The organism is Streptomyces sp. NPDC035033 (genome assembly GCF_040636735.1).
GTDB lineage: Bacteria > Actinomycetota > Actinomycetes > Streptomycetales > Streptomycetaceae > Streptomyces.
In genome coordinates this window covers 12,467-33,933 of record NZ_JBEZUZ010000028.1, presented here as the reverse complement: position 1 = coordinate 33,933, position 21,467 = coordinate 12,467, and the positions used below count along the sequence as shown (strand labels likewise).

Here is a 21,467-nt window from a genome sequence, read left to right as displayed (position 1 = left end):
CCGTCCCGCACGGGCGTTGCCGGCGGCGTGCGCGAGGATGGGGGCATGACCCGTCATCTGACCCACGTCCCCGCCCCGGAGGGCATCGCGCCCAGCCCGCAGTACAGCCACGTCGTCCACGGCACGGGCCGCCTCGTCGCGGTCTCCGGCCAGATCGCCCTCGACGCCTCGGGGGCCGTGGTGGGCGCGGGGGACCCGGCCGCCCAGGCCCGGCAGGTCTTCGCCAACCTGGACCGCTGCCTGGCCGCCGCCGGGGCGGGCTTCGGGGACGTGGTGAAGCTGACGTACTTCCTCACGGACGTCGCGCACCTGCCGGCCCTGCGGGAGGCGCGGGACGCGGCCTTCGCCGGGCTGCCGCTGCCCGCGAGCTCCGCCGTGCAGGTGGCCGCGCTGGTCCGGCCCGAGCTGCTGCTGGAGGTGGAGGCGTTCGCCCTCGTCCCGGAGGAGCGGGCCGGGGCGGGCGTCCGGAGCCCCGGCTGACCCGTCGGCGCGCGCGTCCCTTCTCGGCGGTCCGGAGGCCGATCAGGCTCCCGGGCCGCCGAGGAGGGTCAGGGAGCGCTCGGCGGCGCGGCCGAGGCGGGGGTGCGGGAGGGCCGCTTCGAGGACGTCCCGGGCCAGCGGGTCGCCGAGGGCGCCGAGGCCCTCGACGCAGGCGAGGCCGACCCGCCAGTGGGGGTCGCCGGCCGCGAGCCGCCGCTCCAGGACGGTGACGAGGGCCGGCACCGATTCCGGGGCGCGCAGATCGGCCAGGAGCCGGACCGGCAGGAGCGCGTAGGCGGCCCGGAGCTCATTGGTGGCGAGGGCGGCGGCGGCCCGGGCGGTGCGCGGGTCGCCGAGCCGGACGAGGGCGTGGGCGGCGGTGACGCACCGCTCGGGGTCCCGGTGGTTGAGGAGGAGGACCAGGGCCTCGAAGGCGCGCGGGTCGCCGGCCGTGCCGAGCCGGTAGGCGGCGATCTCGCGCGCCCAGAGCGGCTGGCCGGGGGCGGTGAGCCGGCGGTGGAGTTCCTCGGGATCGGTGGTGCGGGCGAGTTCTCCGAATGCGGCGGGAAGACGTCCTTCTTCGTTCTCGATCTCATCGCGCAATCGATCGATCATCGAGCAGAATTCGGGATCCTCGGAGTTGCCCTCGGCGATTTCCATGAATCCGAGGCTATCCGCGATCCACATCACATTTTCTCGACTTCCCAGGACTGGCGCGCTCGTTACCCGCCGGTTAATCTCAAGTGAGCGGGGAACCCCCGCACTTCTCGCCACGGCCTGGTGACGCAGCCGTGGTGAGCGCTGGTCGGTTCGGCAGTTCTCGACGTGGCTCAGGGACAGAGCCCCACGTCTCCCCTTTTCTCCAGCCCCTCGCCGCCGTGCACCGGGGCCGCGTTCCCGTACGCCGCGGTGCCGTCTCCGGACGGCCGGCCGCGCCCTCGGCATTTCCCGCGCCCCTTTTCCGCGCGCACCGCCTTCAGTCGTCACTCTTCCTCCCAGGAGTCCCCTGATGGACACCCCTCTCTCCACCATCGCCGTCGTCGGCCTCGGCACCATGGGCACCGGCATCGCCGACGTCCTCGTCCGGGCCGGCCGTGAGGTCGTCGGCATCGACGTCAGCGAGTCCGCCGCCGCGCGGGCCGTCGCCGCCCTGGAGGCGTCCACCGCCCGCGCGGTGGCCCGCGAGCGCATCACCGAGGACGAGCGGCAGGACGCGCTGGCGCGCTTCCGCGTCTACTCGGACCTCCAGGCCGCCGCCGCGGCCGACCTCGTCATCGAGGTGGTCCCGGAGTCGTACGAGACCAAGCAGGAGGTCTTCCGGGCGCTGGACGGCATCGTCCGGCCCGACGCGATCCTCGCCACCGGCACCAACGCGCTCTCGGTGACCCGGCTCGCCGCCGACTCGGCGCACCCGGAGCGCGTCCTCGGCCTGCACTTCTTCGCGCCGGTCCAGGCGATGAGGCTGGTCGAGGTGGTCTCCTCGGTGCTGACCGACCCGCGGGCGGTCGACGCGGTCACCCGGCTCGCCGAGGACCTCGGCAAGGAGCCGGTGGCGGTCGGCGACCGGGCCGGTTTCATCGCGGACGGGCTGCTCTTCGGCTACCTGAACCAGGCCGCCGCCATGTACGAGGCCCGCTACGCCTCCCGCGAGGACATCGACGCGGCCATGAAGCTGGGCTGCGGCCTGCCGATGGGCCCGCTGGAGCTGCTCGACCTGGTGGGCGTCGACACCGCCCGCACCGTCCTGGAGGCCATGTACCAGGCGTCCCACGACCGGCTGCACGCCCCCGCGCCGATCCTCAAGCAGCTCTCCGAGGCCGGTCTGACCGGCCGCAAGGCGGGCCGCGGCTTCTACACGTACGCGGCGCCCGGCTCGGCCGAGAAGGTCGCCGACGCGCTGACCCCGGCGGCCTCGGACGCCGGCGGCACGGCCCGCGAGGTCCGCTCGGTGGGCGTGGCCGGCTCGGGCACGATGGCCTCCGGCATCGCCGAGGTCTTCGCCAAGGCCGGGTACGACGTCGTCCTCGCCGCCCGCTCGCAGGAGAAGGCGGACGCGGCCAAGGCGTACATCGCGAAGTCGCTGGAGCGCTCGGTGAGCAAGGGCCGGCTGACCGCCGAGGCCCGCGACGAGACGCTGGCCCGGATCGCCCCGGCCGGTTCGCTGGACGCCTTCGCCGAGGTCGACCTGGCGGTCGAGGCGGTCGCCGAGGACCTGGGGATCAAGCAGGAGCTGTTCGCCCGCCTGGACAAGATCTGCAAGCCGGGCGCGGTGCTCGCCACCACGACCTCCTCGCTGCCGGTCGTGGCCTGCGCCAAGGCCACCGGCCGTCCGCAGGACGTCATCGGCATGCACTTCTTCAACCCGGCGCCGGCGATGAAGCTGGTCGAGATCGTCCGGACGGTGCTGACCGCCGACGACGTGCACGCCACCGTCCGCGAGGTCACCGCGAAGATCCGCAAGCACGGCGTGGACTGCGGCGACCGGGCCGGCTTCATCGTCAACGCGCTGCTGTTCCCGTACCTGAACAACGCGGTCAAGATGGTCCAGGAGCACTACGCGACGCTGGACGACATCGACACCGCGATGAAGCTGGGCGGCGGCTACCCGATGGGCCCGTTCGAGCTCCTGGACGTGGTCGGCCTGGATGTCTCGCTCGCCATCGAGAAGGTGCTGCACCGCGAGTTCCGCGACCCGGGCCTGGCTCCCGCGCCCCTTCTGGAGCACCTGGTGGCGGCCGGCTGCCTGGGCCGCAAGACGGGGCGCGGCTTCCGCGAATATGCCCGGCGCTGAGCCCGACCCGCCCCGCCGGGGCTGGGGCGGGCTGCTCGAACCCTCCGGCGGCCCGCCCCCGCAGGCGCGTCTTCCTGCACGGATGCAGTACGTTCGGGTCATGCCCAAGGCCGTGAAGACACCCCGTGCCACCTCTCCGTCCGACGCTCAGGAGAGCGCGGCGGGGACCCGTGCCGCCGCGCAGCGGCTGAAGATGCGGCGGGAGCTGGCGGCCGCCGCGATGGAGCTCTTCGCGACCAAGGGGTACGAGGCCACCACCGTCGACGAGATCGCGGCGGCGGCCGGGGTGGCCCGGCGGACCTTCTTCCGCCACTTCCGGTCCAAGGAGGAGGCGATCTTCCCGGACCACGACGACACGCTGGTGCGCGCGGAGGCGGTGCTGAACGCCGCCCCGGCGCACGAGCACCCGCTCGACACCGTGTGCCGGGGCATCAAGGAGGTCATGAAGATGTACGCGGGCTCCCCCGCCATCTCCGTGGCCCGCTACCGGCTGACCCGCGAGGTGCCGACGCTCCGGGAGCGGGAGATCGCCTCGGTGGCCCGTTACGAGCGGCTCTTCACCCGCTATCTGCTGGGCCACTTCGACGAGCGGGACCACCACGACGGCAACGACGACCCGCTGCTCGCCGAGGTGGCGGCCTCTGCGGTGGTCACCGCCCACAACCACGTGCTGCGGCGGTGGCTGCGGGCCGGCGGCCAGGGCGATGTGGAGGCCCAGCTCGACCACGCCTTCGCGATCGTCCGGGAGACCTTCGGCACGGGCATAGGCGCGGGCCGTCCCGGCCCGTCCCCGCAGCAGGCCGTCCAGCCCCCGCAGGAGGCGTCGGCCGCGCAGGTCTCCGCCGCGGGTGACGTGGTGGTCGCCGTGGCGCGCACCGACGCTCCGCTGGACGAGGTCATGCGGACCATCCAGCAGGCGCTGAAGCAGGACTGACCTCCGTCCGCCGAGTGGGCCGCACCCGATTCACGGGTGCGGCCCACTCGGCGTTTCCGCAGCTCACACCCGATTTCGATCGATCATCGCTCATCCGTGAGCACCTTTTCGCATCTGAGGGAAATTGTTGGCACGCAGTGCCTTGTCACGTGACACGGCGTGCCATACGTTGATGTTGTCCGGGCGGCCGGAGCGCGGGAAAGCCCGCGCTCCGGCTGTCCCCACAGCCCTACGGCCGTGCGCCCGGACGCCTGCGTCACAGGCACCCCTCGCGCCCCACCATCGGCGCTGCCAGAGCACCACCCCAGCCGAACCGACGGCACACCTCCACAGCAGCAGCACTCCCCGACGCAACCCTCAGACGTCCGTTCCCGGACGCTCTCCGCCGGAGGCACACCGTGAAGGAAATCCTGGACGCGATCCAGTCGCAGGACGCCACGTCCGCCGACTTCGCGAACATCAAGCTCCCCGAGTCGTACCGGGCCGTGACCGTCCACAAGGACGAGGCCGAGATGTTCGCCGGCGTCGCCAGCCGCGACAAGGACCCCCGCAAGTCGCTCCACCTCGACCAGGTCCCGGTCCCCGAGCTCGGCCCGGGCGAGGCCCTCGTCGCCGTCATGGCCAGCTCCGTGAACTACAACTCGGTCTGGACCTCGATCTTCGAGCCCGTCTCCACCTTCGGCTTCCTGGAGCGCTACGGCCGCCTCTCCGAGCTGACCAAGCGCCACGACCTGCCGTACCACGTCATCGGCTCCGACCTCGCGGGCGTCGTGCTGCGCACCGGCCCGGGCGTCAACGCCTGGAACCCGGGCGACGAGGTCGTCGCGCACTGCCTCTCGGTCGAGCTGGAGTCCTCCGACGGCCACAACGACACGATGCTCGACCCCGAGCAGCGGATCTGGGGCTTCGAGACCAACTTCGGCGGCCTCGCCGAGATCGCCCTCGTGAAGTCCAACCAGCTGATGCCGAAGCCGAAGCACCTCAGCTGGGAGGAGGCGGCGGCGCCCGGCCTGGTCAACTCCACCGCCTACCGCCAGCTGGTCTCCCGCAACGGCGCCGGCATGAAGCAGGGCGACAACGTCCTCATCTGGGGCGCCTCCGGCGGCCTCGGCTCGTACGCCACCCAGTTCGCCCTGGCCGGCGGCGCCAACCCGATCTGTGTCGTCTCCTCCCCCGAGAAGGCCGACATCTGCCGCTCCATGGGCGCCGAGGCGGTCATCGACCGCAACGCCGAGGGCTACAAGTTCTGGAAGGACGAGAACACCCAGGACCCGCGCGAGTGGAAGCGGTTCGGCTCCAAGATCCGCGAGCTGACCGGCGGCGAGGACATCGACATCGTCTTCGAGCACCCGGGCCGCGAGACCTTCGGCGCCTCGGTCTACGTCACCCGCAAGGGCGGCACCATCACCACCTGCGCCTCCACCTCGGGCTACATGCACCAGTACGACAACCGCTACCTGTGGATGTCGCTGAAGCGGATCATCGGCTCGCACTTCGCCAACTACCGCGAGGCGTGGGAGGCCAACCGCCTGATCGCCAAGGGCAAGATCCACCCCACCCTCTCGAAGACGTACTCCCTGGAGGAGACCGGCCAGGCGGCGTACGACGTCCACCGCAACCTGCACCAGGGCAAGGTCGGCGTCCTCGCGCTCGCCCCCCAGGAGGGCCTCGGCGTCCGCGACGAGGAGCTGCGGGCCCAGCACATCGACGCCATCAACCGCTTCCGCAACATCTGACCTCCGGGGACCGCACATGACTGAGCGCCAGAAGGACCGGCCGTGGCTCATGCGGACCTACGCCGGTCACTCGACCGCCGAGGCGTCCAACGAGCTGTACCGGCGCAACCTCGCCAAGGGGCAGACCGGTCTGTCGGTCGCCTTCGACCTGCCGACCCAGACGGGCTACGACCCCGACCACGTCCTCGCCCGCGGCGAGGTCGGCCGGGTCGGCGTCCCGGTCTCGCACCTCGGTGACATGCGCCGGCTGTTCCAGGACATCCCCCTGGAGCAGATGAACACCTCGATGACCATCAACGCCACGGCGATGTGGCTCCTGGCGCTCTACCAGGTGGCCGCCGAGGAGCAGGGTGCGGACATCACCAAGCTCCAGGGCACCACCCAGAACGACATCGTGAAGGAGTACCTGTCGCGCGGGACGCACGTCTTCCCGCCCGGCCCCTCGCTCCGCCTCACGACCGACATGATCGCGTACACGGTCAACAACATCCCGAAGTGGAACCCGATCAACATCTGCAGCTACCACCTGCAGGAGGCGGGGGCCACTCCGGTCCAGGAGATCTCGTACGCGATGTCCACCGCCATCGCGGTCCTCGACTCCGTCCGCGCCTCGGGCCAGGTGCCCGAGGAGCGGTTCGGCGAGGTCGTCGCCCGCATCTCCTTCTTCGTGAACGCGGGCGTCCGCTTCATCGAGGAGATGTGCAAGATGCGCGCCTTCGGCCGCATCTGGGACACCATCACCCGCGAGCGGTACGGGATCGAGGACGCCAAGCAGCGGCGCTTCCGCTACGGCGTCCAGGTCAACTCGCTCGGCCTCACCGAGGCCCAGCCGGAGAACAACGTCCAGCGGATCGTCCTGGAGATGCTGGCCGTCACCCTCTCCAAGGACGCCCGCGCCCGCGCCGTCCAGCTCCCGGCCTGGAACGAGGCCCTGGGCCTGCCCCGGCCGTGGGACCAGCAGTGGTCGCTCCGCATCCAGCAGGTCCTCGCCCACGAGTCCGACCTGCTGGAGTACGACGACATCTTCGCCGGCTCCCACGTGATCGAGGCCAAGGTCGACGCCCTCGTCACCGAGTGCCTGGCCGAGATCGACCGGATCCAGGAGATGGGCGGCGCGATGGCCGCCGTCGAGTCCGGCTACCTCAAGGCCCAGCTCGTCTCCTCGCACGCCGAGCGGCGCGCCCGCATCGAGTCCGGCGAGGACAAGATCGTCGGCGTCAACGTCTTCGAGACGACCGAGCCGAACCCCCTCACTGCCGACCTCGACACCGCGATCCAGACCGTCGACCCGGCCGTCGAGGCCCGCGTCGTCGCCGCCGTCGCCCGCTGGCGCGCCGAGCGGCAGGAGTCCACGGACCGGCAGGGCAACGGCGACCCGTTCGTCTTCCCCACCACCCAGCAGGCCCTGGAGCAGCTCAAGGAGGCCGCGCGCGGCACCGAGAACCTCATGGAGGCCACCCTGGAGTGCGCCCGCGCCGGCGTCACCACCGGCGAGTGGGCCGGGGCGCTGCGCGAGGTCTTCGGCGAGTACCGGGCCCCCACCGGCGTCTCCTCCGCCCCGGTCGCCGTGCCGGCCGAGTCCGGCTCCCCGCTGGCCGAGGTCCGCCGCAAGGTCGACCGCACCGCCGAGGACCTGGGCATCGGCAAGCTCCGCTTCCTGGTCGGCAAGCCGGGCCTGGACGGGCACTCCAACGGCGCCGAGCAGATCGCCGTCCGGGCCCGCGACGCCGGGTTCGAGGTGGTCTACCAGGGCATCCGGCTCACCCCGGAGCAGATCGTGGACGCCGCCCTGGAGGAGGACGTGCACGCCGTCGGCCTGTCGATCCTCTCCGGCTCCCACGCCCAGCTCGTCCCGGACGTCCTGGACCGGCTGAAGCAGGCCGGCGCGACCGACATCCCGGTCGTGGTCGGCGGGATCATCCCGAACGCCGACGGCGAGGAACTGCGCCGCGCGGGCGTCGCCGCCGTCTTCACCCCGAAGGACTTCGGCATCACCGAGATCATCGGCCGTATCGTCGACGAGATCCGGAAAGCGAACAAGCTCGACCCCCTGGAGGTCCCCGCATGACCAGCCCCGTGAACCGGCTGCGCCCCCGCCGCTCCTGCCTCGCGGTGCCCGGCTCCAACCCGCGCTTCCTGGAGAAGGCCCAGGGCCTCGCCGCCGACCAGGTCTTCCTCGACCTGGAGGACGCCTGCGCCCCGCTGGCCAAGCCGGAGGCCCGCCACACCATCGTGAAGTTCCTGAACGAGGGCGACTGGACCGGCAAGACCCGCGTGGTCCGCGTCAACGACTGGACGACCCACTGGACGTACCGCGACGTCGTCACCGTCGTCGAGGGCGCCGGCCAGAACCTCGACTGCATCATGCTGCCGAAGGTCCAGGACGCCCAGCAGATCGTCGCGCTCGACCTGCTGCTCACCCAGATCGAGAAGACGATGGGCTTCGAGGTCGGCAAGATCGGCATCGAGGCGCAGATCGAGAACGCCCAGGGCCTGACCAACGTCAACGCCATCGCGCAGGCCTCCCAGCGCGTGGAGACGATCATCTTCGGCCCGGCCGACTTCATGGCCTCCATCAACATGAAGTCGCTGGTCGTCGGCGAGCAGCCGCCCGGCTACCCGGCGGACGCGTACCACCACATCCTGATGAGCATCCTGATGGCGGCCCGCGCCAACAACCTCCAGGCGATCGACGGCCCCTACCTCCAGATCCGCAACCAGGAGGGGTACCGCGCGGTCGCGCAGCGCGCCGCCGCCCTCGGCTTCGACGGCAAGTGGGTGCTCCACCCGGACCAGGTCGCCGCCGCGAACGAGATCTTCTCGCCCTCGCAGGAGGACTACGACCACGCCGAGCTGATCCTCGACGCGTACGACTACTACACCTCCGAGGCCGGCGGGAAGAAGGGCTCCGCGATGCTCGGCGACGAGATGATCGACGAGGCGTCCCGCAAGATGGCCCTGGTCATCTCCGGCAAGGGCCGCGCCGCCGGCATGCAGCGCACCAGCAAGTTCGAGATCCCGGAGGCGTAGGGCCATGCAGTTCGGACGTACCTATGAGGAGTTCGAGGTCGGTGCCGTCTACAAGCACTGGCCGGGGAAGACGGTCACCGAGTACGACGACCACCTCTTCTGTCTGCTCACCATGAACCACCACCCGCTGCACATGGACGTGAACTACGCGGAGAACACGACCGACTTCAAGCGGAACGTGGTGGTCGGCAACTACATCTACTCGCTGCTGCTCGGCATGTCCGTGCCGGACGTCTCCGGCAAGGCCATCGCCAACCTGGAGATCGAGTCGCTGCGGCACGTGGCGCCGACCTTCCACGGCGACACCATCTACGGCGAGACCACGGTCCTCGACAAGACCCCGTCGAAGTCCAAGACGGACCGCGGGATCGTGTACGTCGAGACCAAGGGCTACAAGCAGGACGGCACCCTCGTCTGCGTCTTCCGCCGCAAGGTGATGGTCCCGACCGCCGAGTACATCGACGCGCGCGGCGGCGAGCAGCCGGGCCGCCCCGAGCTCATCGAGCCTTCCAAGAAGTCGGAGAAGTAGTCATGGCGCGACTCGCCCAGACCCACGGTCTGACCGATGTCCAGCAGGAGATCCTCGCCACCGTGCGGGACTTCGTCGACAAGGAGATCATCCCGGTCGCGACCGAGCTGGAGCACCGCGACGAGTACCCCCAGCAGATCGTGGACGGGCTCAAGGAGCTCGGCGTCTTCGGTCTGATGATCCCCGAGGAGTACGGGGGCCTGGGTGAGTCGCTGCTCACCTACGCGCTGTGCGTGGAGGAGATCGCCCGCGGCTGGATGTCGGTCTCCGGCATCATCAACACCCACTTCATCGTCGCGTACATGCTGAAGCAGCACGGCACGAAGGAGCAGAAGGAGCACTTCCTGCCGCGGATGGCGGCCGGCGAGGTGCGCGGCGCCTTCTCGATGTCGGAGCCGGGCCTCGGCTCGGACGTGTCGGCCATCACGTCGAAGGCGGTGAAGGACGGCGACGAGTACGTCCTGAACGGCCAGAAGATGTGGCTGACCAATGGCGGTACGTCAACGCTGGTCGCCGTTCTCGTCCGAAGTGACGAAGGACACCCGGAGGGCACCGCGCCCCACAAGTCGATGACGACCTTCCTCGTGGAGAAGGAGCCCGGCTTCGGCGAGGTCCGTCCCGGCCTCACCATCCCCGGCAAGATCGACAAGATGGGCTACAAGGGCGTCGACACGACCGAGCTCATCATGGACGGCCTGCGCGTTCCGGCCGACAGGGTCCTCGGCGGGGTCACCGGGCGAGGTTTTTACCAGATGATGGACGGCGTCGAGGTCGGCCGCGTGAACGTGGCGGCCCGTGGTTGCGGCGTCGCTCAGCGTGCCTTCGAGCTCGGCGTCCAGTACGCCCAGCAGCGCCAGACCTTCGGCAAGCCGATCGCCCAGCACCAGGCCATCCAGTTCAAGCTGGCCGAGATGGCTACCAAGGTCGAGGCCGCCCATGCCATGATGGTGAACGCAGCGCGCAAAAAGGACTCCGGGGAACGAAACGACCTCGAAGCAGGGATGGCGAAGTACCTCGCCTCCGAATACTGCAAGGAGGTCGTGGAGGACGCCTTCCGCATCCACGGCGGCTACGGGTTCTCGAAGGAGTACGAGATCGAGCGCCTCTACCGCGAGGCGCCGATGCTGCTCATCGGTGAAGGTACCGCCGAGATCCAGAAAATGATCATTGGCCGCCGACTCCTGGAGGAGTACCGCTTCCAGGGATGATTGTCCGGTTTGAGTCGATTCGGCCGCGAAGAAGATCACACCCCGTGTTCGTCTTCCGGCCGTCGACTCGGTTCCTGGCTTGCCCAGTTGCGCCCCGCAACCGATAGCATCGCCGGAAAGCCGCCGTCCCCCGTTGCCAGTGCGGCATCATCCGCTACGAAGGTCATCCATGCCCCACAGCCCAAACTCTGCACACCGCGACAGCCTCAAGGGCGCACGCATCGCACGCGGAGCATCGCCGTGGCTTCTGCCCACCGTCGCCACGGCGGCGCTGAGCCTCGCGCGCTCCCGCTCCTCGAAGCGCGCCCGGGCCATCGCCGTGCCGACCACCGCGCTCGCGGCCGGCATGCTGTGGTTCTTCCGCGACCCCGAGCGCGAGATCGCTCAGGGCCGGGTCATCTCCCCCGCCGACGGCGTGGTGCAGAGCATCATGCCGTGGAAGGACGGGCGCACCCGGGTCGCCATCTTCATGAGCCCGCTCAACGTGCACGTCAACCGCGCGCCGCTGGCCGGCACGGTGACCTCGGTCGAGCACGTCCCGGGCGGGTTCGTCCCGGCGTTCAACAAGGAGTCCGAGAACAACGAGCGCGTCGTCTGGCACTTCGACACCGAGCTCGGTGACATCGAGATGGTCCAGATCGCGGGTGCCGTGGCACGGCGCATCGTGCCGTACGTCCCGCAGGGGACGAAGGTCGAGCAGGGTGACCGGATCGGCCTGATCCGTTTCGGCTCGCGGGTCGACATCTACCTTCCGGAGGGTGTCGAGGTCGCCGTCGAGGTCGGACAGACCACGACCGCGGGGGTGACTCGCATTGACCGTGATTGATCCCGACACACGAGCCGCCGACTGGGTCGCCGACGCCGAGGCGGAGGCGGCCGACGAGGCGGAGGAGATGCCGCTGTCGCTGAGGCTGTCCATAGCGGACGCCCTCACGCTCGGCAACGCCACGTGTGGCTTCATGGCGGTGTACTTCACCACCACGGGCATCCTCATCCCGCACCTCACCGGCAGCACGGAGACGGGCATGGCGCGCAACAGCGCCGCCACCGCCGTGATACTGATGCTGTGCGCGGCGATCTTCGACCTCTTCGACGGCATCGTGGCGCGCAAGCTCCGCAGCTCGCCGATGGGCGCCGAGCTCGACAACCTGTCGGACCTGATCAGCTTCGGTCTGGCCCCGGCGTACTTCGTGCTCGTCTACGGCATGGTCGCGGACGACGCGCAGCAGAAGGTCTCGGCGGTCGCCGCGATCGTGGTGCTGCTCGCCGTGGTGCTGCGGCTCGCGCGGTTCTCCTGCGTGACGATGAAGGACGGCATGTTCCAGGGCATGCCGAGCCCCTTCGGCGCGCTCACGGTGGTCTCGATCATCCTCCTTGAGCTGCCGTTCATCCCGACGCTGCTCGCGATCATCGGCACCGCGTGGCTGATGGTGAGCCGGGTCGAGTACCCCAAGCCGCGGGGCGTCCTCGCCGCGGCCATGCTCAGCTGGATCGTCGGAGCGATGGCCATGCTGGCCGCCTGGGCGTTCGACGCCCCCGGCGGACAGTTCCTCCTCCAGACCGGCTGTGCCCTCCAGGTCGTGCTGGGCGCCGTGATCCCCCTCTTCGCGACGGCCCGCCGGGTGAACACCTTCCGCGGCAACCGCCGCGAGAGCCGGGAGGCCCGGCAGGCGGAGGCGGCGCAGCTGCGCTGACCCGCCGGCCGTACGGAACGGGTGAAGGGCCCGGAAGCACCGCGCTTCCGGGCCCTTCGTCATGCCGTCACGCCGCGAGGAGCTTGTAGTAGAGGGTCGTGGGCCGCAGGACCCCGGCCGGGTCGGCGGCGTAGTCGGGGACGGTGCCGGCCGCCGTCCAGCCGGCGCCCCGGTAGAGGCGCTCGGCGGGGCTGTCGGTCTGGGTGTCCAGGACGAGGAGGGTGAGCCCGGTGGCGGCCGCGTGGGCCTCGGCGGCGGCCAGCAGGCGGCGGCCGAGGCCCCGGCCGCGGGCGGAGCGGTGGACGAGGAGCCGGGCGATCTCGCCGCGGTGGCGGCCGTTGGCGGTGGCGGTGCGGACGAGGGTGACGGCCCCGGTGACGGCGCCGTCCGGCCCGAAGGCCGCCCACACGTCCCTGGTGCCCGCGGCCCCCGCCCACCAGGCGGCCGCCTCGGCGGGCTCCAGGGGCGCCAGGAAGCCCACGGAGGCCCCGCCGTCCACGGCGTCCGCCAGGAGCGCGCCGAGGCCCCCGGCGTGCTCCCGCACGGCGTCGGGGGCGAGGAGCTCGACGCGGTCGCCGGGCGCGAGCCGCTTCTCCAGGCAGAGCAGGCCGGGGCGGTCGTCCCAGGACGGGGCGGGCTCGAAGCCGAGCTTGCGGTAGAGCGCGAGGGGGCCCTCGCGCCACTCCCAGACGGTGAGCCGGACGCGCTCGGCGCCGGCCGCGGCGGCCCGGCGCAGCGCCTCGCCCATCAGCGCCCCGGCGAGCCCCCGGCCGCGGGCCTCCGGCTCGACCCACGCCCGCTTGACCTCGGGCACCGCCCCGGCCTTCAGGACGAGGCAGCCGACGGCCTCCCCCGTCTCCGGCGCGGCGGCGAGCAGCACCGTGTCGGCGGCGAAGGCCGCCACGGGGTCCTCGGCCTCGGCGCGGCGGGCGGGCGGCAGGTCGGCGGGCGTGGTCACCGCGGCGCCCTTCTCGGTCTCGGTGGCGAGGTGGTAGGCGGCGAGCAGGGCGGGCAGCCGGGGGTGGGCGGCGTTCTCCTCGATGATCACGTTCATGCCCCGAGCATCACACCAGGAGGTTTCCGCCAGGTGACATCCGCTCCGGGGCGGGGGTTCAGGGCCTCCGGGCGGAAGTCCCGCAGCCGGCGACCAGAGGCCGGTGAACGGCTCCTGCGGTTCCTGCGCCTGCATCCCGCACAGGTGGGCGACGGCGTCGCGGACCGGGGTGTCGGCGCGGTCGAGGAGGAACTGGCGGGCGAGGGCGGCGCGGCCCAGGGCGCGGGCGGTGAGGACGGTCATGGCGTCACGCTGCCACGGAAAGAGGACGGCGGGCGTCCTCTTTCCGTGGCGGTCGGCCCGGATCGGACTGCTCGGATCGATCCGGGCGGCCCGGTCCGCCCGGAGCGAGCCGTCCGGATCGGTCCGTCCGAATCGGTCCGTCCGGAGCGAGCCGTCCGAATCGGTCCGTCCGGAGTGATCTATCCGGCCCGGCCCGTCCGGCTCGGCTCGGTCCGTCCGTCCGGCTCGGCCCGTCCGGCTCGGCTCGGTCCGGCCGGCTCAGGGGGTGTAGCTCTGCGCCGCCTCGGAGGCGAAGGGCTCGCGGACCGTCCGCATGCCGCCGGGCGCCTTCTTGTCGGGCTGGAGGATGACGGACTGGCGCGAGGAGGGCGACTTCGGGTCGCTGAAGTCGTGGGTCATGCCGAAGCCGGGGTCGTGGGCGCTGAGGATGAGCAGGGCCTTGGCGACGCCCTCCCGGCTGAGGTCCTCGTGCTCGCACGCCTTCTTCAGGATCTCGCCGAAGGCCGCCGCGGCGGTCCAGCCGGCGACGACGCCGTTGTCGAGGCCGTCGTCGGGGTGGGCGGCCGCGTAGTCCGCGGCGAGCTTCTTCGCGGCGGGGGCGTCGGCGCCGATGGGGAGGCTCGGGGAGGCGAACCAGTACATCTTCTCCAGGGCGGGTCCGGCCTGGGTGCCGAGGAGCTGCGGCGCGAAGGCCGAGTTGTTGCCGACGACGGGGACGCGCAGGCCCGTCGCGGCGGCGACGCCGACCAGGGAGGCGGCCTGGCGGGGGCCGGCACTGACGAGGACGGCCTTCACCCCGGCCTGCTTGAGCGCCGCGACCTGCGCCGACATGTCGTTGTCGGTGGGCTTGATCTTCTGCTCGACGATCTCCAGTCCGGCCTTGCCCGCGGCGTGCTTCGCGCCCTTGAGCGCGTTCTCGCCGTAGTCGCCCTCGAAGTAGACGTGCCCGACCTTGTCGCCCTTCTTGAGGCCCTTCTCGGTGACGAGGAAGTCGACCGCGTTGATCGTCTCGACGTCGTAGGTGGAGCCGAGGACGCGGATGTACGGGGAGCCGAGGAGCGAGGCCGACCAGGCCTGGGGGATCACCAGGCCCTTGTCCTGGCCGTCGACGCGCTGCTTGACGGCGGCGACGAACGGGGAGCCGATGAACTGGGGGAAGCCGATGACCTTCGGCTCCAGTTCGGTGTAGGCGGCGAGCGCCTTCTGCGGGTCGTAGCCGTGGTCGCGGACGGTGAGCTCCAGCTTCCGGCCGCAGATGCCGCCGGCGGCGTTGGTCTGCTTCACCCACAGCTGCTGGGCCTGGGTGACGCTCTTGCCGAGGGTGGCGTAGACGCCGGTCATGTCGGTGAGCGCGCCGAGCGCGATGGTGGTGTCGGTGACGCCCTCGCCGGTCTTGATCCCGCCCGCCCCGGTCTCCTTGCCGTCGCCGGACTTCGCCTTGGAGCTGCATCCGGCGGCGGTGAGCGCGACCAGCGTCGCGAGCGCCGCGGCGAGGCCCCGCACGGCCGCCTGTCGTCTGTGCTTCATCGTGTCTCCCCTGAGGGTCGGTGGATCGGGGTGCGCGCGACGAGCCTCGCGAGGCCGCCGGGCAGGAAGAGGACGACGCCGACGACGGCGGCGCCGTAGAGGTAGCGGGCGGCCTCGCCGGGGGCGATGCCGCCGGTGCCGGGGGCGGAGACCAGCGGCAGGGCCTCGGCGTACCGGTTCAGGAGCTGCGGCAGCAGGGCGACGAAGACCCCGCCCGCGACCGCTCCGGCGACGGAGCCGAGCCCGCCGATGACGATCATCGCCAGGTACTCCAGGGAGAGCGCCATGCCGAAGTACTCCGGCACGGTCCGCTGGAAGACCAGGGCGAGCAGGACGCCGGCGAGGCCCGCGTACATGGAGGAGAGGACGAAGACGGCGGCGCGGTGGCGGGCGACCGGGATGCCCAGGACGCCGGCGGCGATCCGGTGGTCGCGGATGGCGTTCATGGCGCGCCCGGGGCGGCCCCGGAGCACCCCGCGGGCGAACAGCACCCCGCCGAGGAGCAGGGCGAGCCCCAGGTACCAGAGCTTCTCGACGGCGCCGAACGGCACCTGGGCGACGAGGAGTTCGGTGTCGTCGAAGGTGAGGCCGAAGAGGTTCAGCGGCGGGACGGCACGGCCGTTGTAGCCGCCGGTGAGGTCGTGGGCGTTGAAGAGGACGTGCTGGCCGATGAAGATCAGCGCGAGGGTGGCGATGCCGAGGTACGCGCCGTGCAGCCGGCCCGCGATGGGGCTGAACACCCCGCCGGCGAGGCCCGCCAGGCCGACGGCGAGGACGGCGGCGAGCCAGCCGGGCAGGCCGAGGCCGGAGAGCCCGTCGGTGCCGTCGCCAGCCAGCGCGCAGTAGCCGTAGGCGCCGACGGCGAGGAAGAAGGCGTGGCCCATGGAGAGCTGGCCGGTGGCGCCGGTGAGCAGGTTGATGCCGATCGCGCCGAGGGCGGCGGCCATGGCGAACAGCCCGGCCTGGAGCCAGAACCGCTCCAGGTAGAAGGGGAGGGCGAGGAGCAGCAGGGCGGCGGCGGCCCAGGCGTACGCCCTCGGGGGGATCCTGCGGCGCTCAGACACGGGCGAGCTCCTTCGTGCCGAAGAGGCCGGCCGGACGGATCAGCAGCACCGCGACCATCACCAGGTACGGGGCGAGGTCGCCGATCCCGCGGCCGAGGAAGGCCAGGTCGGACTGGTAGCCGGTGGCGAGGGACTCGACGACGCCGACGATCAGCCCGCCGGCGAGCGCGCCGGTGGTGGAGTCGAGGCCGCCGAGGATCGCGGCCGGGAAGGCCTTGAGGGCGGCGAGCGAGGTGCTCTTCTCCAGGCCGGGGGTGGGGAAGACGGTGAGGAAGAGCGCGGCGACGGCGGCCAGCGCGCCGGCGACCGCCCAGGCGCCGAGCGAGACCCGGCCGAGCCGGACGCCCATCAGGGCGGCGGTCTCCTGGCTCTCGGCGGCGGCCCGCATGGCGACGCCCCAGGAGGTGTACCGGAAGGCGAGGAGGAAGGCGGTGATGAGGAGGGCGGCGGCGAGCAGGGCGGCGATCCGGGTCTCGGCGATCGTCACCGGTCCGAGGGTGACGACGGCGTCGCCCCACGGGTCGCCGAGGGCGAGGATGTCGGTGCCGATGCGGCGGGTCAGCTCGGTGGCGAGGAGGATGTCGACGCCGATGGTGACGATGGCGAGGACGCTGTGGTCGCCGCCCCGGTGGCGGCGCATCACGAGGAACTCGACGGCGGCGCCGACGACGGCCGCGCCCGCGGTGCCGACGGCCAGCGCGGGCCAGAAGCCGAGCGGTTCGTGGAGGACGGCGACGAGGTAGCCGCCGGCCAGGAGCAGCGAGGCGTGGGCGAAGTTGACGACCTCGGTGGCCCGGAAGATGACGACGAAGCCGAGGGCGATGAGGGCGTAGACGGAGCCCAGCGAGAGCCCGTTGATGAGGAACTCGGCGAAGGTGCTCACGCGGCGGTCTCCTCTCCGAGGTAGGCGCGGACGACCGCCGGGTCGTTCTGTACGTCGGCGGGGCTGCCGTCGGCGATCCGGCGGCCGAATTCGAGGACGGTGACGGAGTCGGCGAGCCGCATGACCAGGCCCATGTCGTGCTCGACGAGGAGCACGGAGATGCCGAGGCCGTCGCGGACGCCGGCGATGACGGCGGCGGTGCGGCGGCGTTCGTCGGCGGTCATGCCGGCGACCGGCTCGTCGAGGAGGAGCAGGGTGGGCTCCATGCAGAGGGCGCGGGCCAGTTCGGCGAGCTTCTGCTGTCCGTACGGGAGCGAGCCCGCGGGTTTCGCGAGCTGGTCGCCGAGGCCGACGAAGCCGGCGATCTCCCGGACGCGGGCCCGGTGCCGGGCCTCCTCGCGGGCGGCGGACGGCAGCCGGAGCCCGGCGGCGAGGAAGCCGGTGCGGGTGAGCCGGTGGCGGCCGAGCATCAGGCTGTCCTCGACGGTGGCGCGCGGCGGCAGGGCCAGGTTCTGGAAGATCCGGCCGACGCCGAGGCCGGCGATCCGGTGCGGGGGCAGCTCGGTCAGCTCGTGGGCGCCGAGCCGTACGGAGCCGGAGGTGGCCCGGTACACCCCGGAGAGCACGTTGAAGCAGGTGGACTTCCCGGCGCCGTTGGGCCCGATGAGGGCGTGCACGGTCCCGGGCCGGACGGTGAAGTCGACGCCGTCGAGGGCGGTGAGCCCGGCGAACCGGACGGTGAGTCCGGTGACGGTGAGGGCGGGGACGTCGTCGCGTACGGCCGGCCCGGCGGACGGGCGTGGGGCGGGGACGATCGGCTCGTCCGGGGTGCGCTCGCTCATCGGGGGGTCTCCTTGCGGCGCGGGCCGCGGGCGGGGGCCCGGTCGGCCTCGGCGTCCCAGCGGGACAGGACGGGGTGGGCGGTCCGGGCGCGGGCGGCGTCCTCCGCCGCGTCGGCGTCGACGACACCCAGGTAGCGGCGGCGGACCTCGTCCGAGGCCGCGAGTTCGGCCGCCGGGCCGGAGAGGGTGACCTCGCCGACCTCCAGGACGTACGCGTGGGAGGCGAGCTTCAGGGCGAGCGCCGCGTTCTGCTCGACGAGCAGCACGGCCGTGCCCTGGGCGTTGATCTCCCGGACCGCGTCCGCGATGCGGGCCGCCATCAGCGGGGCGAGGCCCAGCGAGGGCTCGTCGAGGAGCAGCAGCTCCGGGGCGGCCATCAGGGCCCGGCCGACGGCGAGCATCTGCTGTTCGCCGCCGGAGAGCAGCCCGGCGGGCTGCCGGGAGCGCTCGGCGAGGACGGGGAAGAGGTCGTGGACGCGGCGCAGGGCGGCGGCCTTCGCGGCCCGGTCGCCGCGCCGGGCGAGTCCGCCGGCCCGCAGGTTGTCCTCGACCGTCATGCGGGCGAAGACCTGCCGGCCCTCGGGCACCTGGCAGACGCCGGCGGCCACGACCCGGTCGGGCGGCAGCCCGTCGAGCGGCCGGCCGGCCGCGGCGACCGTGCCGGAGACCACGGCCCCGCCGTGGAACCGCAGGGTGCGCGAGACCGCCCGCAGCAGTGTGGACTTGCCGGCGCCGTTGCCGCCGAGGACGGTGACGACGGCGCCCGCGGGCACGGTCAGGGACACGCGCCTGAGCGCGTGCACCGGTCCGTATCCCGCCGTCAGGTCCGTCACCGTCAGGGCGGGTGCGGTACCTCCCATGACTCCCCTTTCCCCGGCCGCCGTTGTTACTCGTGCGTGCTACTCGGCCGTTCGGTGGCGCTCACCCCAGCACCGCGCCGGACCGCCCGTCCACGTCCGGCGGCCGAAACGCTGCCGGTGACCAGCGGGGCCGCCGGAGGGCTGTGCACGCGCACAACACCGCGCGTCAGGGCGTTGCCGTCGGGGGCGGGGCGGGTGGATGCTCCCGGCATGGGACGGCGCAGACGACGGACCGGTGACGACTGGAAGGTGCTCGCGCGGGCGTGCACGGCGCTTCTGGAGCGGGTGCCGGAGCTGGTGGACGAGCACCTGGCGGAGCTGCACGCGTACGAGCCCGCCTACGGGCGGATCGTGCCGTACGACCAGCACTGGCAGGAGGCGCGGGAGGCGATGCGGATCGGCATCGAGATGATCTCGGCGCCCCGGAACTCGCCCCGGCGGGACCTGGAGCACGCGGAGCTGCTGGGCCGGCGGCGCGCCGAGCAGGGCATGCCGCTGGAGCTGGTGGTGCACGCGTACCGGCACGCCGGGCACCTGGTGTGGGAGGCGCTGATCGAGGGCGCGGGCCCCGACGCGGTGCAGCTCGCTGCGCTGATGCAGTCGGCGACGACGGTGTGGTCGGCGGTGGACGCGCAGGCGGACCGCGCCTCGGAGGCGTACCGGGCGACCGAGGCGGAGCTGCGGCGCCGCACCGACGAGCAGCTCCAGGCGCTGCTCGACGCGCTGCTCCAGGGCGAGCGGTCGCCGGAGATGGTGGCGCGGGCGGCGGCGGGCCTGGACCTGCCGGAGCAGGGCCGGTACGCGGTCGTCGTCCTGCGTCCGGACCGCCGGGAGGAGCGCGAGCCCTTCCACCGGCGGGTGCGCGGCGCGGGGATGCGGTTCCTGTGGCGGATGCGGGCGGACTGCGAGATCGGGGTGGTGGCGCTGGCCGGTGACGCGGGCCTCGACGCGCTGGCGGAGCTGCTGGACGAGCGGTGCCCGGGGCCGGGCGGCATCAGCCCGGTCGTCACGGGCCTCATCGAGCTGGGCCGGGCCCGCCACCTCGCCGAACTGGCCCTGCGCACCTGCCCGCCCGGCAGCCGCCAGGTGGTCCGGCTGGACCGCCGGATGGCCGGCGCGCTGCTCGTCGGCCGTCCCGACCTGGCCGAGCTCCTCGTCACCGACGTCCTCGGCGGCCTCCTCGAACTGGACCCGGCCGACCGGGCGGTCCTCCTGGAGACCCTGGACGCCTGGCTCGACTGCGAGGGCTCCGCGGGCCGCGCGGCGGGCCGCCTCTACTGCCACCGCAACACGGTCTTCAACCGCCTCCGCCGCCTGGAACAGCTGACGTCCCGGTCCTTGTCCCGCCCGCGGGACCTCACGGAGATGACGCTGGCCCTGGACGCGTTCCGGCTGACCGCGTCAGGGTGAGCGGATGACGTCCGAGCCTTCCCCTTCCGCGCCTCCTCGCCCGCGCCGGCCTCCCCTGCCCAGACGCACCCGGACGATCCTGCGGGTGACGACGGCGCTGGCGGTGGCCGTCGGCGTGTTGGCGTGGATCGCCGCCGACCTGCTGATCGTCCCCGCGGATCGGCGAAGTCTGGACGTCGCCGACGTCGAGGGCGTCTGGACCGAGGCAGGCGGTGGAGGGCGCCTCACCGTCCGCGGAGACGGCACCGCGTCCCTGACGGGGGCGTCCTTGTCCGCGTCGTGCGCGTGGCTGATGGAATCGGTGGCCCAGCCGGCCGGCCTCACATGGAAGTTCGGCGACGCCGATGAGCCTCGGGCGCTCTTCATGAGCTTCGAGGAGCCCGCTGCCGACAGCTGCGGCCTCTATGTCTACGTCGACGGCTCCGGCGAACGGGCGACCGTCGCCGCGGGCAACTGGGCGGACGCCGACGGCACTCGCTACGGCGACTACGTACGCGCACCCCGGTGACCTGGCAGGATGCCACCGTGACGAGGACGACGAACACGCGTACGACCATGCGGCGGCGGCCGGTTGCCGGGGCGGCACTGATCCTGGGCGGGCTGCTGATCGCCGTGGTCCAAGGGGTGGGCCACAGGCTCGGCGAGAAGACCCGGCTGCTGCTCCTGGTCGACGCGTTCGAGTACCGCTGGGGGTGGTGGTGCGCGGCCGCCGTGCTGCTGGGCGTGGGCGGCTGGCTGGTGACCGACCGCTTCGCGCTGCGGGTGGCGGCGGCCTCCTTGTTCGGGGCCGTCGCCTTCGCGCTGCTGTTGTTCCGGTTGACACTGTTCGACTTCTTCAGCGGCGGCTGGGAGGTGACCCAGCGGCTGGACGCTCCGGACGGCGTGGACCGCTCCGTACAGGTCGAGGAGGGCCTGGCCGTGATCGACCCCCTCTGGCGGGTGACGGTGCTCGACGGGTCGGGGCCCGGCGCCCGGCACTATCCCGTCGCCTTCTTCAACGGCGACTCGGCGGACCACGGGCTGGCCGAGGTCGCCTGGGACGGCCCGGACGCGCTGCGGTTCGTCCTCGGCGAGGGCGAAGTGATCACCGTACGGCTCGATCCGGAGACCGGGCGGCCCGAGCGTGAGATCGAGCGGCCCTAGGCTCCGCGAGGGCCGGGCGCCCCGGGGCGCCCGGCGCCG

General features: G+C 72.4%; 19 protein-coding genes and 2 pseudogenes. 13 read left to right on the top strand and 8 right to left on the bottom strand.

All coding sequences use genetic code 11. The features are described 5' to 3' along the window. The first annotated feature begins 45 nt into the window (after positions 1-45). The gene (locus AB0E83_RS14495; RefSeq protein WP_362110168.1) at positions 46-480 is read left to right on the top strand and encodes a RidA family protein; all 435 of its coding nucleotides are present in this window, start codon (positions 46-48) and stop codon (positions 478-480) included. A gap of 42 nt (positions 481-522) precedes the next feature. On the opposite strand, the gene AB0E83_RS14490 is transcribed toward AB0E83_RS14495, so the two are convergent. Next, positions 523-1,140, bottom strand: a complete 618-nt coding sequence (locus AB0E83_RS14490; RefSeq protein ID WP_362110166.1) for an adenylosuccinate lyase — start codon at positions 1,138-1,140, stop codon at positions 523-525. A gap of 349 nt (positions 1,141-1,489) precedes the next feature. On the opposite strand from AB0E83_RS14490, the gene AB0E83_RS14485 reads away from it, so the two are divergent. The 9 genes and pseudogenes from AB0E83_RS14485 (at position 1,490) to pssA (ending at position 12,402) form a co-directional block, all read left to right on the top strand. Then, positions 1,490-3,271: a 3-hydroxybutyryl-CoA dehydrogenase gene (locus AB0E83_RS14485; protein ID WP_362110164.1), complete on the top strand. Its 1,782-nt coding sequence runs from the start codon at positions 1,490-1,492 to the stop codon at positions 3,269-3,271. A gap of 100 nt (positions 3,272-3,371) precedes the next feature. Beyond that, positions 3,372-4,205 carry a TetR family transcriptional regulator gene (locus AB0E83_RS14480; protein WP_362110162.1) on the top strand — a complete coding sequence of 278 codons (834 nt, stop codon included), beginning with the start codon at positions 3,372-3,374 and terminating at the stop codon, positions 4,203-4,205. Positions 4,206-4,603: 398 nt separating this feature from the next. Then, on the top strand, positions 4,604-5,941 hold the full coding sequence (ccrA, locus tag AB0E83_RS14475) for a crotonyl-CoA carboxylase/reductase (protein WP_362110160.1): 1,338 nt from the start codon (positions 4,604-4,606) through the stop codon (positions 5,939-5,941). Between the two features lie 13 nt (positions 5,942-5,954). Further along, positions 5,955-8,009: pseudogene (locus tag AB0E83_RS14470) on the top strand (protein meaA); the annotation flags it as partial. After that, positions 8,006-8,971 (top strand): CoA ester lyase, encoded by a 966-nt coding sequence (locus tag AB0E83_RS14465; protein WP_351845217.1) that lies wholly within the window; start codon positions 8,006-8,008, stop codon positions 8,969-8,971. The pseudogene AB0E83_RS14470 and the gene AB0E83_RS14465, both read left to right, overlap by 4 nt. A gap of 4 nt (positions 8,972-8,975) precedes the next feature. After that, complete coding sequence (locus AB0E83_RS14460) at positions 8,976-9,500, top strand: MaoC family dehydratase (RefSeq protein ID WP_116158043.1); 525 nt, start codon at positions 8,976-8,978, stop codon at positions 9,498-9,500. 2 nt (positions 9,501-9,502) lie between these two features. Further along, positions 9,503-10,708 (top strand): acyl-CoA dehydrogenase family protein, encoded by a 1,206-nt coding sequence (locus AB0E83_RS14455; RefSeq protein WP_362110157.1) that lies wholly within the window; start codon positions 9,503-9,505, stop codon positions 10,706-10,708. Between the two features lie 169 nt (positions 10,709-10,877). Further along, complete coding sequence (locus AB0E83_RS14450) at positions 10,878-11,534, top strand: phosphatidylserine decarboxylase (RefSeq protein ID WP_362110155.1); 657 nt, start codon at positions 10,878-10,880, stop codon at positions 11,532-11,534. After that, positions 11,527-12,402: a CDP-diacylglycerol--serine O-phosphatidyltransferase gene (gene pssA, locus AB0E83_RS14445; protein ID WP_362110245.1), complete on the top strand. Its 876-nt coding sequence runs from the start codon at positions 11,527-11,529 to the stop codon at positions 12,400-12,402. The genes AB0E83_RS14450 and pssA overlap by 8 nt, the downstream gene beginning before the upstream one ends. A 67-nt stretch (positions 12,403-12,469) precedes the next feature. Here the strand turns inward: pssA and AB0E83_RS14440 are convergent, their stop codons facing one another. The 7 genes and pseudogenes from AB0E83_RS14440 to AB0E83_RS14410 form a co-directional block, all read right to left on the bottom strand. Beyond that, complete coding sequence (locus tag AB0E83_RS14440) at positions 12,470-12,946, bottom strand: GNAT family N-acetyltransferase (RefSeq protein WP_362110242.1); 477 nt, start codon at positions 12,944-12,946, stop codon at positions 12,470-12,472. 99 nt (positions 12,947-13,045) lie between these two features. Further along, positions 13,046-13,456, bottom strand: a pseudogene (locus AB0E83_RS14435) (GNAT family N-acetyltransferase); the annotation flags it as partial. A 501-nt stretch (positions 13,457-13,957) separates the two neighbouring features. Continuing rightward, the gene (locus tag AB0E83_RS14430) at positions 13,958-15,226 is read right to left on the bottom strand and encodes an ABC transporter substrate-binding protein (protein ID WP_362110153.1); all 1,269 of its coding nucleotides are present in this window, start codon (positions 15,224-15,226) and stop codon (positions 13,958-13,960) included. Beyond that, positions 15,223-16,290: a branched-chain amino acid ABC transporter permease gene (locus AB0E83_RS14425; protein ID WP_362110151.1), complete on the bottom strand. Its 1,068-nt coding sequence runs from the start codon at positions 16,288-16,290 to the stop codon at positions 15,223-15,225. Before AB0E83_RS14425 ends, AB0E83_RS14430 begins: the two co-directional genes overlap by 4 nt. Then, on the bottom strand, positions 16,283-17,173 hold the full coding sequence (locus tag AB0E83_RS14420) for a branched-chain amino acid ABC transporter permease (RefSeq protein WP_362110149.1): 891 nt from the start codon (positions 17,171-17,173) through the stop codon (positions 16,283-16,285). Before AB0E83_RS14420 ends, AB0E83_RS14425 begins: the two co-directional genes overlap by 8 nt. Further along, the gene (locus AB0E83_RS14415; RefSeq protein WP_362110147.1) at positions 17,170-18,015 is read right to left on the bottom strand and encodes an ABC transporter ATP-binding protein; all 846 of its coding nucleotides are present in this window, start codon (positions 18,013-18,015) and stop codon (positions 17,170-17,172) included. Before AB0E83_RS14415 ends, AB0E83_RS14420 begins: the two co-directional genes overlap by 4 nt. Next, a complete protein-coding gene (locus tag AB0E83_RS14410; protein WP_362110145.1) occupies positions 18,012-18,875 on the bottom strand; it encodes an ABC transporter ATP-binding protein in 864 nt (287 codons plus the stop codon). Before AB0E83_RS14410 ends, AB0E83_RS14415 begins: the two co-directional genes overlap by 4 nt. A 210-nt stretch (positions 18,876-19,085) precedes the next feature. On the opposite strand from AB0E83_RS14410, the gene AB0E83_RS14405 reads away from it, so the two are divergent. The 3 genes from AB0E83_RS14405 (at position 19,086) to AB0E83_RS14395 (ending at position 21,428) form a co-directional block, all read left to right on the top strand. After that, positions 19,086-20,285: a helix-turn-helix domain-containing protein gene (locus AB0E83_RS14405; protein WP_362110143.1), complete on the top strand. Its 1,200-nt coding sequence runs from the start codon at positions 19,086-19,088 to the stop codon at positions 20,283-20,285. A gap of 85 nt (positions 20,286-20,370) precedes the next feature. Beyond that, the gene (locus tag AB0E83_RS14400; protein ID WP_362110141.1) at positions 20,371-20,793 is read left to right on the top strand and encodes a hypothetical protein; all 423 of its coding nucleotides are present in this window, start codon (positions 20,371-20,373) and stop codon (positions 20,791-20,793) included. A 17-nt stretch (positions 20,794-20,810) separates the two neighbouring features. Next, a complete protein-coding gene (locus tag AB0E83_RS14395; RefSeq protein WP_362110139.1) occupies positions 20,811-21,428 on the top strand; it encodes a hypothetical protein in 618 nt (205 codons plus the stop codon). Positions 21,429-21,467 lie beyond the last annotated feature (39 nt).